The 15,340-nt window shown below is 70.2% G+C and carries 14 protein-coding genes; 8 read left to right on the top strand and 6 right to left on the bottom strand.

Annotated features, from left to right (window positions below):
• Nucleotides 1–258 precede the first annotated feature (258 nt).
• From ADL22_RS04825 to cseC, 4 genes are all read left to right on the top strand, one after another.
• Entirely contained in the window at nt 259–810 is a 552-nt protein-coding gene (locus tag ADL22_RS04825; protein ID WP_066974149.1) for a SigE family RNA polymerase sigma factor, read from the top strand.
• Nucleotides 811–1,224: 414 nt separating this feature from the next.
• Entirely contained in the window at nt 1,225–1,890 is a 666-nt protein-coding gene (locus ADL22_RS04820; RefSeq protein ID WP_079063844.1) for a hypothetical protein, read from the top strand.
• 8 nt (nt 1,891–1,898) lie between these two features.
• The gene (gene cseB / locus ADL22_RS04815) at nt 1,899–2,612 is read left to right on the top strand and encodes a two-component system response regulator CseB (RefSeq protein ID WP_066974146.1); all 714 of its coding nucleotides are present in this window, start codon (nt 1,899–1,901) and stop codon (nt 2,610–2,612) included.
• An 8-nt stretch (nt 2,613–2,620) separates the two neighbouring features.
• Nucleotides 2,621–3,925, top strand: a complete 1,305-nt coding sequence (cseC, locus tag ADL22_RS04810; protein WP_066974145.1) for a two-component system sensor histidine kinase CseC — start codon at nt 2,621–2,623, stop codon at nt 3,923–3,925.
• Between the two features lie 83 nt (nt 3,926–4,008).
• On the opposite strand, the gene ADL22_RS04805 is transcribed toward cseC, so the two are convergent.
• The 4 genes from ADL22_RS04805 to ADL22_RS04790 form a co-directional block, all read right to left on the bottom strand.
• Complete coding sequence (locus ADL22_RS04805) at nt 4,009–5,289, bottom strand: hypothetical protein (protein ID WP_199836217.1); 1,281 nt, start codon at nt 5,287–5,289, stop codon at nt 4,009–4,011.
• Nucleotides 5,290–5,370: 81 nt separating this feature from the next.
• Nucleotides 5,371–6,525, bottom strand: a complete 1,155-nt coding sequence (locus ADL22_RS04800; RefSeq protein WP_234430540.1) for an SPFH domain-containing protein — start codon at nt 6,523–6,525, stop codon at nt 5,371–5,373.
• Nucleotides 6,526–6,613: 88 nt separating this feature from the next.
• Nucleotides 6,614–7,048, bottom strand: coding sequence for an ATP-binding protein (locus tag ADL22_RS04795; protein WP_066974143.1), 435 nt, complete (start codon nt 7,046–7,048; stop codon nt 6,614–6,616).
• Nucleotides 7,048–7,269, bottom strand: coding sequence for a hypothetical protein (locus ADL22_RS04790; protein ID WP_066974142.1), 222 nt, complete (start codon nt 7,267–7,269; stop codon nt 7,048–7,050). Before ADL22_RS04790 ends, ADL22_RS04795 begins: the two co-directional genes overlap by 1 nt.
• A 117-nt stretch (nt 7,270–7,386) precedes the next feature.
• Here ADL22_RS04790 and ADL22_RS04785 point away from each other — a divergent pair, with 117 nt between their 5' ends.
• Nucleotides 7,387–8,241 (top strand): helix-turn-helix domain-containing protein, encoded by an 855-nt coding sequence (locus ADL22_RS04785; RefSeq protein ID WP_066974141.1) that lies wholly within the window; start codon nt 7,387–7,389, stop codon nt 8,239–8,241.
• On the top strand, nt 8,219–8,518 hold the full coding sequence (locus tag ADL22_RS04780; protein WP_066974140.1) for a DUF397 domain-containing protein: 300 nt from the start codon (nt 8,219–8,221) through the stop codon (nt 8,516–8,518). Before ADL22_RS04785 ends, ADL22_RS04780 begins: the two co-directional genes overlap by 23 nt.
• A 64-nt stretch (nt 8,519–8,582) precedes the next feature.
• On the opposite strand, the gene ADL22_RS04775 is transcribed toward ADL22_RS04780, so the two are convergent.
• Complete coding sequence (locus ADL22_RS04775; RefSeq protein WP_066974139.1) at nt 8,583–10,100, bottom strand: MDR family MFS transporter; 1,518 nt, start codon at nt 10,098–10,100, stop codon at nt 8,583–8,585.
• A 295-nt stretch (nt 10,101–10,395) separates the two neighbouring features.
• Between ADL22_RS04775 and ADL22_RS04770 the strand changes: the two genes are divergently transcribed.
• Nucleotides 10,396–10,980 (top strand): TetR/AcrR family transcriptional regulator, encoded by a 585-nt coding sequence (locus ADL22_RS04770; protein ID WP_066974138.1) that lies wholly within the window; start codon nt 10,396–10,398, stop codon nt 10,978–10,980.
• A gap of 26 nt (nt 10,981–11,006) precedes the next feature.
• Here the strand turns inward: ADL22_RS04770 and ADL22_RS04765 are convergent, their stop codons facing one another.
• Nucleotides 11,007–11,687 carry a M23 family metallopeptidase gene (locus tag ADL22_RS04765; RefSeq protein ID WP_066974137.1) on the bottom strand — a complete coding sequence of 227 codons (681 nt, stop codon included), beginning with the start codon at nt 11,685–11,687 and terminating at the stop codon, nt 11,007–11,009.
• Between the two features lie 468 nt (nt 11,688–12,155).
• Between ADL22_RS04765 and ADL22_RS04760 the strand changes: the two genes are divergently transcribed.
• Nucleotides 12,156–15,340, top strand: a 3,185-nt coding sequence (locus ADL22_RS04760; RefSeq protein WP_066974136.1) for an NACHT domain-containing protein, incomplete at its 3' end; no start/stop codon positions are given.

The raw sequence follows: 15,340 nt of genomic DNA, 5'->3' as shown, positions 1-15,340 counted from the left end.
CCCCCCCCCCCCCCACCGCTCCCCCGTCCCTCCCTCCGGCGACACCGCATCCGCCCGGAGTATGACGCCGCCCGGCCCCCCGTCCGTCCGAGGTATGACGCCCGGCGCGCTGTTACACAACCGCAGGTTTTCCGTGCACTCGCTGAGGGGCCGACGCACATTGCGCCGCAACACCCCCTCCGTAGCGTCATCCCCGTGCTGGAGATGACCGCCGGCACGGACAACGTGGGGAAACGAAAGCGGATCGGAGGCGTCGGGATGGCGACCAGCGGCGGCAAGGTACTGGACTTCGAAGAGTACGTGCGGACCCGGCAGGATGCCCTGCTGCGCAGCGCCCGGCGACTGGTGCCGGACCCGGTCGACGCCCAGGACCTGCTCCAGACCGCCCTCGTCCGCACCTACGGCCGCTGGGACGGCATCGCCGACAAGTCGCTCGCCGACGCCTACCTCCGCCGCGTCATGATCAACACCCGCACCGAGTGGTGGCGCGCCCGCAAGCTGGAGGAGGTGCCCACCGAGCAGCTCCCGGACGCGAGCGTGGACGACGGCACCGAGCAGCGCGCCGACCGCGCCCTGCTGATGGACATCCTCGGCGTCCTCGCCCCGAAGCAGCGCAGCGTCGTGGTGCTGCGCCACTGGGAGCAGATGAGCACCGAGGAGACCGCGGCCGCGCTCGGCATGTCCACCGGTACGGTCAAGAGCACCCTGCACCGCGCCCTGGCCCGGCTCCGCCAGGAGCTGGAGAACCGCGACATAGACGCCCGCGTCCTGGAGCGCGGCGAGCAGGAGCGGGAGCGGTGCGCGGCCTGACCGGCGGCGCCCCCGGTGACGTAACGAAGCCCACAGCCCGGCTCACAGCTTCCCGCGCGACAATCTCCCAGGGCCCGGCACCCGGCCGGGGAGCGGCGACCGGGACGGGGGCCACGGCAGGTAGTGCACACACGGCGGGTATGACGGGTCCAGCGGCCGCGCGAGCGGCGCGGTGAGCGGGACACGGTGAGCGGGAGCGGATTGTCCAGATACAGGCTGACCAGAAGCCTGCCAAGGCGCGGTCGCACCCTGCCCGAAAACAGCCGCACCGAAAACGGCCGCACCGCAAGCGGACGCACCGCAAGCGGCCGGACGCCGACCCGCACCGGCCTGCCCCGCCCCAGGAACAGCCTCACCACCACCGCCCTCACCAGAGGCGGCGCCGCCACCGCCGGCGTCGCCGCGCTCGGCCTGCTGCTGGCCGGGTGCAACCCCGGCGGCGAGGGCGTCCGCAAGGAAGGCGCGGCCCCCCGCACCCCCGCCCCCCGGGGCGCGGTCAGCGCCGCCCCCTCCCCCAGCCCCGGCGCGCAGTACAAGAAGGTCAACGCGGTCCGGCTGCTCAAGGACGACCCCAAGGTGAGCGCGGACGTGAAGCGGGCCGTCGCCAAGCCCTGCGCGGCGAACGAGTACCCGGTCGAGGTGACCTACGCCTCGCTCACCGGCGGCCACTCCCCCGACGTCATCGTCAACGTCATGACCTGCGCGGACTCGGTCGGCCTCGGCGCGTACGTCTACCGCGAGCGGCCGGGCGCCCGGGACGGGTATGACAACGTGTACGTGAACGAGCAGCCGTCGGTCTACGCCGGGGTGAGCAAGGGCGAGCTGGAGGTTTCCAAGCAGACCTACGACGCCGGTGACAAGGTCTGCTGCCCTTCGGGGGAAGATGTGATGACGTACCGGTGGGCGAACGACCGCTTCACCGAGTACGACCGCTATCACACCGACTACAGCAAGACCACCGTCGACGAGACCCCGGGCGCCGCCCCCGAGAGCGCCACCGACAGCGGCACCGACAGCGACGGCGCGGACGGCGCCGATGGCACGGACGGTACGGGCGGCACCACGGGATCGGAGGGCTGAGACACCGCATGGCCGACACCCACGTTCTCTTCGTCGAGGACGACGACGTCATCCGCGAGGCCACCCAACTCGCGCTGGAGCGCGACGGTTTCGTGGTCACCGCCATGCCCGACGGCCTCGCGGGCCTGGAGGCGTTCCGCGCCAATCGTCCCGATATCGCCCTGCTCGATGTGATGGTCCCCGGGCTCGACGGCGTCAGCCTGTGCCGCCGCATCCGCGACGAGTCCACGGTCCCGGTGATCATGCTGTCGGCGCGCGCCGACTCCATCGATGTCGTCCTGGGCCTGGAGGCCGGCGCCGACGACTACGTCACCAAGCCGTTCGACGGCGCGGTGCTGGTCGCCCGGATCCGCGCCGTACTGCGCCGCTTCGGCCACGCCAGCGGCGCGGACCGGGCCGGCGGCAACGGCCCGGACGCCGCCGACCTCGCCCCCGAGCCGGTCCTGCGCTTCGGCGACCTGGAGGTCGACACCGAGGGCATGGAGGTCCGCAAGGGCGGCGAGACGGTCGCGCTCACCCCGACCGAGATGCGGCTGCTGCTGGAGTTCTCCACCGCGCCGAACACCGTCCTCTCCCGCGACCGGCTGCTGGAGCGGGTCTGGGATTACGGCTGGGGCGGCGACACCCGCGTCGTGGACGTCCACGTCCAGCGGCTGCGCGGCAAGATCGGCCAGGACCGCATCGAGACGGTCCGCGGCTTCGGTTACAAGCTGAGAGGCTGACGCCGGAGGTGGTCAGGCTGGCCCTGCGCACGGGCCTGAGATGGAAACTCAGCGCCGCGATCGCCCTCGTCGGGGCGCTGGTCGCGGTGGCGCTGAGCCTTGTCGTGCACAACGCCGCCCGCGTCTCGATGCTCGACAACAGCCGCGACGTCCAGATAGAGCGCCTGAACTTCACCCAGAAGATCTTCGAGTCGACCAACCGCCTCCAGTTCGGCGCGAAGATCAACGACCCGGCGCTTCCCAAGCCCCTCCGCAAGGAGGTCGCCAAGGGCGTCCGCGCCACGTATCTGGAGGACACCGGCCGCACCGCCCCCGAGGTCTGGGCGGCCTCCCCGCTCGGCAACGGCCGGGTGCTCTCGATCCACGACCGCTTCCCCGACCGCTTCGCGGTGCTGGACGACCTCGACCAGGCGCTGCTGATCGGCTCCTCCGCCGTCGTGGTCGGCGGCTGCGCGCTCGGCGTCCTGGTCGGCGGCCGGCTTTCCAAGCGGCTGCGCAAGGCCGCGGCGGCCGCCGGGAAGCTCGCGGACGGCGACACCTCCGTCCGCATCCGCGACGAGGTCGGCGGCGGCCGGGTCCGCGACGAGACCGACGACCTGGCCTGGGCCGTGGACGCCATGTCCGACGCGCTCCAGCAGCGCATCGAGGCCGAGCGCCGGGTCACCGCCGATATCGCCCACGAGCTGCGCACCCCGGTGACCGGCCTGCTCACCGCCGCCGAACTCCTCCCCCCGGGCCGCCCCTCCGAGCTGGTACGCGACCGCGCCCAGGCCATGCGCACCCTCGTCGAGGACGTCCTGGAGGTGGCCCGCCTCGACGGCCACGCCGAGCGCGCCGAACTCCAGGACGTGGCACTCGGCGAGTTCGTGCGGCGCCGCGTGCACACCCTGGACCCCCAGGTGACGGTCACGATCCTGCGCGACGCCGAGGTCTCCACCGACCCGCGCCGCCTCGAACGCATCCTGGGCAACCTCATCGCCAACGCCTCCCGGCACGGCAAACCCCCCATCGAGGTCACCGTCGAGGGCCGCGTCATCCGCGTCCGCGACCACGGCACCGGCTTCCCCGAGGCGCTGCTCCGCGAGGGCCCCAGCCGCTTCCGCACCGGCAGCAGCGACCGGGCCGGCGTCGGCCACGGCCTGGGCCTGACCATCGCCGTCGGCCAGGCCCGCGTCCTCGGCGCCCGCCTGACCTTCCGCAACGCGGACGAGCTGACGGACGGCTCCACCGGCGCCATCTCGGTCCTCTGGCTCCCGGAGAACGCGCCGACGTCCACCGGCAGCTTCCCGGTCATCCAGCTCCCGGACCGCTGACCAAGGACCGCTGACCCCGGCGGACGCCGCGCGCGACGGCGCCCGCCCCGGCCCTGAAGCGACCGGCGCTCAGCTACGAGCGCTCAGTGGTGCTTCGTCAGCAGGTACACCAGCGCCGCCACCACCGCCACCAGCACCACCGCACACGCGATCTTCAGCGGGCTGTACGGCCGCTCCCCGGTGACCTCGCCGGTCTCGGCGTTCACCATGACCTGCCACTGCTTGCCGTTGTAGACGTACGACGCGAACCACACCGGGAGCAGCAGCAGCTTGTACGTCACCGCCTCGTAGGCGGTCTCCACCGAGTGCAGCCGCTGCCGGTCGCCGCCGATGTCGTCCTTGCAGTCCTTGCGGATGACCTCGGCCATCTTCTGCTGGGCCCGCTCGTAGCCGGTCTCCGGCTCGACGTCGTACCGCAGCGTCCGGAAGCCGGAGAGGTACGCCTCCTGGTACGGCACCGCCTGCTTCAGCGGCCAGGGCTCCAGCTCCTTGAGCCGGTCGGCGGAGACGTTCCCGGCGGCCGGCACCAGCACATCGTCGAAGTACCGCTGGACCGTGCCGCGCACGTGGTACCAGCGCACCTCGGTCCGCTTGTCGTCCCCGCTGCCGACCTCGTACTCCTCACCGCGCTCGCCCTGGTACCAGGTCGTGGTCGCGGCGTCGTACGTCCAGTGCGGGACGTACGTGCCGTACAGGGTCTCGGCGTTGTTCACCTTTTTCAGGCTGTTCGGCGCGAACCACCGGGAACGGGCCCATTTGCGCAGATTCTCGTGCACATCCTGTTTGCCCACCCGGAACGGAACGAGGCCCTCGGGCACGATCCGGTCCTCGGCCGCCGAGGCGATCATGGGCGTGGCGCAGAACTGGCAGCGGCCCGACAGCGCGTCGGTCTCGTTCGCCGCCCCGCAGCCGGGGCACCGCAGCACCTGCCCGCCGGCCGCCCGCGGCTTGGGCGCCAGCGTCGCCAGCTCCTCGATGGCGTGCTCCCGCACCTCCCGGTTGACGGGCGCGATCGGCTGCTCGAACCGGCAGTGCGGGCACCGCAGGCTGTTCGTCCCCGGCGCGTACTCGGCGGTCGAGCCGCAGGACGGGCACGCGTACGTCTGCTGCGCGGGCGCCTCCGGCTGGGGCGCCTCCGGCTGGGGAACGGGCGGCGGCGGCTGCTGCCCGTACGGCGCCTGCGGCGGATACGGCTGCTGCGGCGGCTGCTGATACTGCGGCTGCTGCGGCGGATACGGCTGCGGAGGCTGCTGGTACTGCGGCTGCTGCGGATACGGCGGCGGCTGCTGCGGCTGGTACGGCTGCTGCTGCGGATAAGGCTGCTGCTGGTACGGCTGCTGCGGCTGGTACGGCTGATAGCTCATACGGTCACAGGCTCCTGACAGGCGGCACGGGCAGGCGGCGTGGGCGTCGGCATGGCGTCGGCATCGTCAGTTCGCGTTCGCTCACGCCTGCGGCGGCAGCGGCGGCGGAGTCGCCCGGAAATACGAGGCCAGCTCCGGAATCTCCTCCACCGGCAGCCAGGACGCCATGCCCTCCCGCCACGCCAGCATCCCGCGCCGGATCGCCCCCGACCCGATGTGCCCGGTGAACGTCGCGTGGTCGTACGGCCCCTGCTGCTGCCCGTCCACGGCCACATGCCACTGGTACTGCTGCTGCCCCGGCAGCGGCGGCGGCACGGCCCCGCCCCCGGCGGCCTGCGCACCGGAAGGCTGCTGAGGCTGGAACTGCTGCGGCTGCTGCGGCTGGCCCTGCGGCGCGAACGCCGCCGCCATCTGCTGCCCCGCCGCCATCCCCAGCCCGATCCCCATCGCCTGGCCCGCCGCGCCCGGGTTGTTCGCCGCGTCCCCGATCGCGTCCGCCGCCTGCATCCGCGCGTAATTGTCGATATTGCCGATGATGCCCATCCGGCTGCGCGCGTCGATGGCCTGCTCGACCTCCGGCGGCAGCGAGATGTTCTCGATCACGAACTTCGGGATCGAGATACCGTGCGACGCCGCCAGCTCCTCGGTCAGCGCCTTCGCCAGCCGGTTCCCCAGCTCGTCCTGGCGCGCGGCCAGGTCGAGCATCGGTATCCCCGAGCCGCCCAGCAGCGAGCCGAGCCGCCCGACGATCAGCTGCCGCAGGTACTCTTCGACCTCCTCGGTGCGGAACTGCGGGTCCGTACCGGCCAGTTCGGCCAGCAGCTTCGCCGGGTCGGTCACCCGCGCCGCGTAGCCGCCGAACGCCCGCAGCCGCACCATCCCGAACTCGGGGTCGCGCACCGTGACCGGATTCTGCGTACCCCACTTCATGTCCGTGAACTGCCGCGTGGTGACGAAGTAGACCTCCGCCTTGAACGGCGAGTGGAAGCCGTGCTTCCAGCCCTTCAGCGTGGACAGAATCGGCAGGTTGCCGGTCTGCAGCTCGTACATGCCCGGCGCGAAGACATCCGCGATCCGGCCCATGTTGACGAAGACCGCCACCTGCGATTCGCGGACGATGAGCTTGGCGCCCATCTTGATCTCGTTCTCGTAGCGCGGGAAGCGCCACACCATCGTGTCCCGGCTGTCGTCGGTCCACTCGACGATGTCGATGAACTCGCCGCGAATGCGATCCATGAAGCCCACGAGTATTCCCCCCGTGCCGTCCTGGCCGTCCGGGCCGTGCTCCGGTCGCGGACGTGCGAAGTCGTTTGTTACGTCCACGTCATCGTACGGGCGCCGCCTGTGCGGGCCGAGAGGGAGGGGCCGGGCCGCCGGCCGCCACCGGCTCCCCCGCCGGCTCGCCCGCCACCTCGCACCAGACCGTCTTACTGGCCTCCTCCTGCCGCACGCCCCAGCGCAGCGCGACGGCGGCCAGCAGCGCCAGCCCCCGCCCGCTCTCGTCCTCGTCGGCCGCCCGCAGCAGAACGGGCAGGGCGCGCGGATCGGGATCGGTCACCTCGATCCGCGTCCGCCCGTCGCCGGTCGTCCGCAGCCGTACGGTGACGGGCGTGCCCTCGCCGACGTGCCGGATGACGTTGCCGACCAGCTCGCTGACGCACAGCTCGACCTCGCAGGACGCCGCCGCGCCGAGGTGCGCCCGTACCGCCTGGCGGAGCACGGGCACCTCCTTCGGCACGGCGAGCAGCCGTACGGTCATCACCGCGCCGCCGCCTTGCGGAGTACGTCGGCGAGCTTGCGGGCGGTCGCGGCGTTGCAGTTGCCGAGCGCGACCAGCGGCGGCGGGTAGCTGCCCGCGAACGACGGCAGATCGACGCCGAGCGACGGCAACGTGATCCCGTGCGCCCGCAGCGCCTCCCGCAGCCCTTCGGCGGTGGCCTGGGCGTCGTCGTGGTTGTCCTTGTTCTTGGCGGTGGCCATTTCGCGTTCACTCTCCTGTGCGCAATGTGACGAATCGCTCACAGACTGGCGTCACGGTGCGTACTTTGGAAGGGAATCGCGTTGCGCAAAGGGCAACCACCAAGCAGGCGGTGAGACATGCCTCCTCGTAAGGACCCCGACCCCTCGGCGAACGTCCCGAGCTTCTACGGCGCGGAGTTGCGCTACCACCGGGAAAAAGCGGGACTCACCCTCGAACAGTTAGCGGAAGGCTCCTTCCGTGGCATCTCGTTCCTGAGCCAGATCGAACGGGGCGAGCGCAGCATGCCACTGGATCTGGCCATCCACGCCGACAAGAAGCTGGGGACGGACGGCTTCTTCGAACGCCGCTGCAAGGACGCGGCGAAGGCCCGCAGGGCAGGGCACCCGTGGTACTTCGCGGAGATCCCGGACCTGGAGAAGCAGGCCCTGACGATCGAGGACTGGGCGCCGTTCGTCATCCCTGGCCTGCTTCAGACCGAGGCGTACATGCGGAAGCTCTCCGAGGCAACGAAGCCTTGGGGAGATCCGCAAGAGGTCGATGAAAAGGTACGCGCGCGGCTGAAGCGCGCGGAAGTCTGGAAACGCAAGGAGCACCCGTACTACTGGGGGGTCCTTCGCGAAGATCTCATTCGCAACCCGGTGCTCCCGCCCGCCGAAATGGCCGAGCAACTTGAGCACATCCTCGCTGTCATCAGGTCAACCCGGAGCGTTCTGCAGATCGTCCCCGCAACGGCAGGCTTCCACACCTTGATGCATGGCATGGCCAGCATCATGACCTTCGCCGACGCACCTCCATTGGTCTACGTCGAGGGCGAGTTCACCGGCCAAACCATCGACTTTCCAGCGCTCGTGACGGAGTTTCGGAAGTCGTACGATCTGCTCAGGGCCGCCGCACTGCCGCCTGGGGCGTCCCTGGCCATGATCGAGGAAGCGGCAAGGGGCTACAAAGATGAAGCGCAGCAACAGGATTGACCTGAGCACTGCCACTTGGCGCAAGAGCAGTTACAGCAACCCGGATGGCGCCAACTGCATTGAGGTCTCCGACGACTTCCTTGCGACAGCCGCTTGGCGGAAGAGCAGCTACAGCAACGGCGACGGCGGTCACTGCATCGAGGTCACCGACGCCCTCCCCGGTGTGGTCCCCGTTCGGGACAGCAAGGTTCCGGACGGGCCCGCGCTGGTGTTCCCGGCGGCCAACTGGTCGGCGTTCGTCGCGGCCGTCAAGGGCGGTCAACTGCCCGGCGCCTGAACGGGAAACGGCCCCTGGCGTACGTAACCCACGTACACCAGGGGCCCTTCACCGCCCGCAGCCGTCAGACGGCCTCAACCATCACCGGCTTCTCCGTCGCGCCCTCGGCGTCAGCCGACTTGGCAGGGCCGCCCCGCAGCGGGACCTCCTTGAGGAACCACGCGGCCACGAAGCCCGCGACGCTGATGATCGCGCCCCACAGGAAGACCTGGTGCGCACCGGACGCCACCGCGTGCGTGTACGCGTCCTTCACGACCGGCGGGAGCGACGGCAGCTTCTTCGGGTCCATCTGCTGCGCCGCGCCGGCCATCTTGCCCGCCGCGCCGGGCAGCCGCTCGGTCATCGTCCGCGTCACCTCGTTGGTGAACACGGCGCCGAGGATGGCCACACCGAACGAGCCGCCGATGGTCCGGAACAGCGTCGCCGACGAGGAGCCGACGCCCATGTCCTTCATCTCGACGCTGTTCTGCGCGATCAGCATCGTGGTCTGCATCAGGAAGCCCATACCGGCGCCGAGCACCGCCATGTAGACGCCCGAGGTGAAGCGGGTCGTACCGACGTCCATCAGGGACAGCAGCGCCATGCCCGCGGTGATCAGGAAACCGCCGCCGGTCACGAAGATCTTGTACTTGCCGGACTGCGTGGTGATCCGGCCCGCGATCAGCGAGACCGCCATCATCGCCAGCAGCATCGGCAGCAGCAGCAGACCCGAGTTGGTCGCCGACGCGCCCTGCACGGTCTGCTGGAACAGCGGCAGGAAGGTCATCGACCCGAACATCACGAAGCCGACCAGGAAGCCGATCACCGTGACCAGCGAGAAGTTCGCGTTGCGGAAGATCCGCAGCGGCAGGACCGGCTCGCTGACCTTCCGTTCCACCAGGACGAACGCGATCAGCGCGACGACCGCCAGCACGCCCAGGCCCACGATCTGCTTCGACAGCCAGTCGTACTCGGTGCCGCCCCAGGTGGTGAGGAGCACCAGCGAGGTGATGCCGATGGTCAGCAGGGCGGCGCCCGCGTAGTCGATCCGGGTCTGCGACCGCTTCTTCGGCAGGTGCAGGACGGCGGTGACCATGACCAGGGCGATCGCGCCGAGCGGGAGGTTGATGTAGAAGCTCCAGCGCCAGCCGAGGTGGTCGGTGATGGTGCCGCCGACCAGCGGGCCGCCGATCATGGCGATGGCCATGACACCGGCCATCATGCCCTGGTACTTACCGCGTTCCCGGGGCGGGATCAGGTCGCCGATGATGGCCATGACGCCCACCATCAGACCGCCCGCGCCCAGGCCCTGCACGGCGCGGAAGCCGATCAGCTGGCCCATGTCCTGCGCCATGCCGGACAGCGCCGAACCGATCAGAAAGATGACGATGGACGTCAGGAAGACGCCCTTCCGCCCGTACATGTCGCCGAGCTTGCCCCAGATCGGCGTGGACGCCGCGGTGGCCAGCGTGTAGGCGGTGACGACCCAGGACAGGTGCGCCAGCCCGCCCAGTTCGCCGACGATCGTGGGCATCGCGGTGCCGACGATCATGTTGTCCAGCATCGCGAGCAGCATCGCGATCATCAGCGCGAAGAGCACCATGCGGACGCCGGCGGGCTTCCTGCCCGTGCTCTGTGCCGGCTCCTGCGCCGGCTCCGTTATTTCCCCCGTCGGGGCCGCTGTGCGCGACATCCCCATCACTTCCCCATCGTTCTTACTTACTTGCCGCCCGGCTAGTTAGGTACAGTGCAGAAGGTAGAGAGTTACTAGCCGGGCGTCAAGTAAGTTTTCTGGCGCCGGGGTGGGTACGGCCGTGACCAGCAGGGCAGCAGATGATTGCCGGGACGCGGGCGCCGCCACACCCCGCGCCGATCACGCCGTCACGCAGGAGAACAGCATGGGCACAGCACAGCCGCGCCGCGGGAACACCCGCCAGCGCATCCAGGACGTCGCGCTGGAGCTGTTCTCCGATCACGGCTACGAGAAGACCTCCTTGCGGGAGATCTCCGAAAAACTGGGCGTCACCAAGGCCGCGCTCTACTACCACTTCAAGACCAAGGAAGACATCGTCCTCAGCCTCTTCGAGGACCTGGGGCGGCCCATCGACGAGCTGATCGCCTGGGGGAAGGAGCAGCCGCGGACGCTGGAGACGAAGCAGGAGATCGTCCGGCGCTACCACGATTCGCTGCGCTCCGGCGAGGACCTCTTCCGCTTCATGCAGGAAAACCAGGCCGCGGTGCGCGATCTGACCATCGGCGCGCGCTTCAAGGAGCGGATGTTCGACCTCTTCGACCTGCTGAAGGAGGACGACGCCGAGATGGTGGACCAGGTGCGGTGCCTGACCGCGCTGTTCGCCATGCACGCGGGTCTGTTCGCCATGCAGCACGTAGCGGGCGACCCCGAGGAGAAGCGCGAAGCCATCCTCAGGGTCGCCACGGAGCTGGTCACGGCGGCAAACCCGCCGGGCCGCCGGCCAGCCTGACCGGATTCAGCTCAGGCCGCGCCGCCTCAGACGGCGTCGCCGTGAGCCCGCAGGAATCCGGTCGGCTCGATGCCCGACCCGTAGTTGGGGCCGGTGCGGACCTCGAAGTGCAGGTGCGGGCCGGTGGAGTTGCCGGTGCTGCCGGACAGCGCGATCTGCTGGCCGGTGGCCACGTGCTGGCCGACGCTGACCTGGATCTGCGACAGGTGCGCGTACTGGGTGTAGACGCCGTTGGCGTGCTTGATCACGATGGCGTTGCCGTAGGCGGGGCCGTCGCCGCCGCCGTTCGGACCGGCCTTGATGACCGTGCCCTCGTGGACGGCGTGGACCGCGGTGCCGGACGGCACGACGAAGTCCTGGCCGCTGTGCTTGTGCGCCCAGTGGCTGCCGGGGATGCCGAACGGCTCACCGAGGACGTAGTGGTCCACCGGCTTCACCCAGCCGTTCGCGTTCGTCGCGGCCTTGGCGGTGGCCTTCACACCGGACGCCTTGGCGTCCTTGGCGGCCTGGCCGGCCTTGGCCTGCGCGTCGGCCTGGGCGGCGACGGCCTGGCTCGTACCGGAGGCCAGGTGCAGCAGCCCGCCGTCGGCGGCGGAGGCGGCACCGGCGCCCAGCGCGGCGGTGAGACCGGCACCGGCGATCACGACGGCGGCGCGGCGGCGCAGGGCGGACTTACGGGAATTGCGTATGGCGGTGAACTTAGACATGCGGGCTTTTCCTCCGAAAGGGAAAGTCAGGGGGTTTTCCCGGCTGCGGTCCGGGATCGCCATTCCTTGGTAACCCGCGGGGGCGATATGTCCAAGAGGCCGTTTCTACTAGGGGGGCGCGTAATGTCGTGGCGCTGCTTGACCGGTGGGGACTGGCTTTTACACCGCCCTGACCTGCGGCGATGTGCGCGCTGAGCTGGGGTGGATCACCCACCGAATTCCCCTACTCCACCTAGTAGTGGGGGAATTCCTGTGCCCCATGTCACGAGAATCCGAGGGTTATCTGTGGCCCGCATTACATAGCCGGGCGGGGGTCATGTGACCCGCGTTACGGGAATTGCTGTGACCCGCGTCACGTAATGCGGGGCCGGGGGCTCCGGCGAATTGGGGAAACGGCTGACCGGGGCCTGCCGGCACCCCTAACCTGATCCCGACACCGTCACAGACGCAGGGGGGAGCGGACCGGACATGGACCCGTCAGCACTGGGCGGCGTGGGCGCCCGGCTCGCATCGGCCGTCGTCGCACCGCTCGTGAAGAAGCTCTTCGTCAAGGAGGAAGCGGGCGCCGGCCTGGTGGACGCGCCCGTACGCGTCTCCGCCCTCGTCTCCTTCAAGGGCGAGCAGCACACCCTCGCCGACTCTCACGTCCGCAAACTCGCCGACGAACTGGTCCGCCGCGCCGTCCGCTCCGCCGCCCCGGGCGAAAGTCCCGTCCCCCCGGACGAGGAAGCGGCCCTCGCCGCCGCCCTGACCACCACCCTCACCGCCCTGGGCACCCTCACCATGGACGACGTCCAGGCCGTCCGGCTCGGCCCGGCGGCCCTGGCGGAACGCCTGCGCGCCGCCGCCCCGGGCGCCACCCGCGACCTCTCCCGCGACGCCGAACTCTTCCATGACGCCCTGCTGGCCACCGCCTGCCTGCACATCGTCCACTTCTTCAGCCGGCGGTCCACCTTCGTCGCCCGCACCCTCGTCCAGCAGAGCCGCGGCCTGGACACCCTCATCACCAAGATCGACGAGTTCCTGGACCGCCACCCGTCCCCGTTGGCCGCCGACACCGCCTTCGAGCGCACGTACCTCGACTACGTCGCCCGCAAGCACAACCGCCTCACCATCTACGGCATCGACCTCCACAACACCCCCGACCGCTGGCCCCTGGACGCGGCCTACATGAGCCTGGAGGCCACGGACACCGGGCCGTACGCGGAGTCCAGCGGCTTCGGGTTCGGCGGCGTGGTGGACGCCTTCGGGAGACCCGCCGACGTCCCCCACGCCCCACCCGCCGCCCGCAAGGCCGAACCGGCCGACCAGGCCCTGTCCGCCCGCTCCCGGGTCCTCCTCCGCGGCGTCGCCGGCTCCGGCAAGAGCACCCTCGTCCAGTGGCTGGCCGTCTCCTGCACCCGCCCGCTGGCCGCCACCGCCCTCCCCCACCTCTACGGCCGCGTGCCCTTCGTCCTCCCCTTGCGCACCCTCACCCGCGCCGGCGCGCCCCTGCCCACCCCGGACCGCTTCCTCGCCGCCGTGGGCTGCCCGCACGCCGGCGCGCAGCCCGCCGGCTGGGCCGAACGCGTCCTGGCCTCCGGCCGCGCCCTCCTCCTCATCGACGGCCTGGACGAGATCCCCGACCGCGAACGCGAGGCCGCCCGCACCTGGCTCCGCGACCTCCTCGACGCCTTCCCGGCCGACAACCGCTGGCTGGTCACCACCCGCCCCTCAGCCGTCCGCGACAACTGGCTGGCCCCGGACGGCTTCGCCGAGCTGACCCTCTCCCCCATGAGCCGCGACGAGGTCGCCGCGTTCATCACCCGCTGGCACCGGGCCGCCACCCCGGACCCCGACGACCCCCGCCTCCTCCCCGCCTACGAACAGTCCCTCCTGGCCTCCGTCCGCACCAAACCCGACCTCGGCCGCCTCGCCACCAACCCCCTTATGTGCGGCCTGATCTGCGCACTTCACCGCGACCGCCGCGGCTACCTCCCGCACGGCCGCAAGGAGCTGTACGACGCCGCGCTGAGCATGCTGCTCTCCCGCCGCGACCGCGAACGCGCCATGCGCGGCCCGTACGGCATCGAACTCGCCGACGAACCCCAGATCCAACTCCTCCAACGCCTCGCCTACTGGCTCATCCGCAACGGCCGCACCGAACTCGACCGCGCCCGCGCCGAACGCCTCCTGGCCGACGCCCTCCCCGCCGTCCCCGCCGCCGCCTCCCAGGGCCCCGCCCCCGCCGTCTTCCACCACCTCCTCCACCGCAGCGGCCTCCTCCGCGAGCCGATCCCCGGCACCGTTGACTTCATCCACCGCACCTTCCAGGACTACCTGGGCGCCAAAGCCGCCGTCGAGGAGGGTGACTTCGGCCTGTTGCTGCAACACGCCACAGACTCCCAATGGGAAGACGTCATCCGCCTGTCCATCGCCCACGCCCGCCCCCGCGAACGCGCCGAGCTGCTACGCGGATTGCTCGCCCGAAGAGAACTCCGAACGGACCTCCTCGCCATGGCCTGCTTGGAGCATGCGACGGAACTGGACCCGGCGGTACGAGATGAGGTCAACACCCGGGCGCGTACGATCCTGCCTCCGCGTACCCGCAGGGAGTCCGATCTCCTCATCGAAGCCGGCCCTCTGGTCCTGGAACTCCTCCCCGGCCCGGACGGCCTGGAGGACGACGAGGCCCAAGAGGTTGTGCACACCGCCGCCACCATCGGCACGGACGCGGCGCTGGAGTACCTGAAGCGCTTCACGGATCACCTAGCGCCGGGCGCCCGCCACGGCCTGTCGAGCAGTTGGCACCGGTTCGATACCAACCGCTACGCGGAAGAGATCATCCGGAAGCTGCCTCCGCACACGGACATCACCGTCTCCTCACCCGCCGAATTGAGCCTTCTGAAGTCCCTCGGCGAACGCCCTCATGTGACCGTCAGCGGCCGGTTCACCGCCCGGCAGCTCCTCGACGGCTTGGACCCCGAGCACGTCACGCATCTCACGCTGCGCAGCAATTCAACCCTCGATGATTTGGCGTTCCTTCGGGAGTTCACCGCACTGGAATCGCTGGGGCTCGATGACTGCCCCGCCGTCGCATCCGTCGCCCCGCTCGCCGATCTGTCCCTCCGTCAGCTGTGGATCACTGGGCACACCACCGGTGCACGCACCCCACGGGCGCTCAACCTCCTGCGGCGCCTGGAGACCCTGATGCTCTATGTCCCGTGTCCGCCGGAGGGCTTGGACGCCTTCCCACTGGACGCACCGTTGACCACTCTGCTCATCGGTCAGCGCATTCTCCCCGACCTCACACGCCTCACGTCATGGCCGGGATTGCGGAGCCTCCGACTTCAGCGAATCACGGACGACCTCACCAGAGACGACTGGCACACGCTCTCCCGCCTCGACAACCTGGAGACCTTCGCCTTCGGCCTGGCCGAGGGAGAAACGTCCCTCACCCTTCCCCCGGGCTTTCAACTCCCCCAGGTGAAGACCTTTGACCTGATCAATACGGAGCCCCGTCCCCTCCCCGAATTCGGCGAACTACTCCGCACCATCCTCCCGGCCTTCCCCCAGATCCACACGCTCCGGTTGTACTCCACGGTCGAAGGCCCCCTCCTCCTCTCCCCCATCGAAGCCCTCCCCGCCCTCCAGAAGCTCTTCCTCTCCTACGT

It is taken from the genome of Streptomyces sp. NRRL F-4489 (assembly GCF_001509485.1).
Taxonomy (GTDB): Bacteria; Actinomycetota; Actinomycetes; order Streptomycetales; family Streptomycetaceae; genus Streptomyces.
The sequence above is the reverse complement of the archived record's forward strand: the minus strand, read 5'-3'. Positions and strand labels throughout refer to the sequence as shown.

What these genes read in the sequence shown, in the direction of transcription:
- ADL22_RS04825 (WP_066974149.1), top strand. Translation starts at nt 259, where the DNA reads ATGGCGACCAGCGGCGGCAAGGTACTGGACTTCGAAGAGTACGTGCGG.
- cseB (WP_066974146.1), top strand. Translation starts at nt 1,899, where the DNA reads ATGGCCGACACCCACGTTCTCTTCGTCGAGGACGACGACGTCATCCGC.
- ADL22_RS04805 (WP_199836217.1), bottom strand. Translation starts at nt 5,289, where the DNA reads ATGAGCTATCAGCCGTACCAGCCGCAGCAGCCGTACCAGCAGCAGCCT.
- ADL22_RS04800 (WP_234430540.1), bottom strand. Translation starts at nt 6,525, where the DNA reads ATGGATCGCATTCGCGGCGAGTTCATCGACATCGTCGAGTGGACCGAC.
- ADL22_RS04795 (WP_066974143.1), bottom strand. Translation starts at nt 7,048, where the DNA reads ATGACCGTACGGCTGCTCGCCGTGCCGAAGGAGGTGCCCGTGCTCCGC.
- ADL22_RS04790 (WP_066974142.1), bottom strand. Translation starts at nt 7,269, where the DNA reads ATGGCCACCGCCAAGAACAAGGACAACCACGACGACGCCCAGGCCACC.
- ADL22_RS04785 (WP_066974141.1), top strand. Translation starts at nt 7,387, where the DNA reads ATGCCTCCTCGTAAGGACCCCGACCCCTCGGCGAACGTCCCGAGCTTC.
- ADL22_RS04780 (WP_066974140.1), top strand. Translation starts at nt 8,219, where the DNA reads ATGAAGCGCAGCAACAGGATTGACCTGAGCACTGCCACTTGGCGCAAG.
- ADL22_RS04775 (WP_066974139.1), bottom strand. Translation starts at nt 10,100, where the DNA reads ATGGTGCTCTTCGCGCTGATGATCGCGATGCTGCTCGCGATGCTGGAC.
- ADL22_RS04770 (WP_066974138.1), top strand. Translation starts at nt 10,396, where the DNA reads ATGGGCACAGCACAGCCGCGCCGCGGGAACACCCGCCAGCGCATCCAG.
- ADL22_RS04765 (WP_066974137.1), bottom strand. Translation starts at nt 11,687, where the DNA reads ATGTCTAAGTTCACCGCCATACGCAATTCCCGTAAGTCCGCCCTGCGC.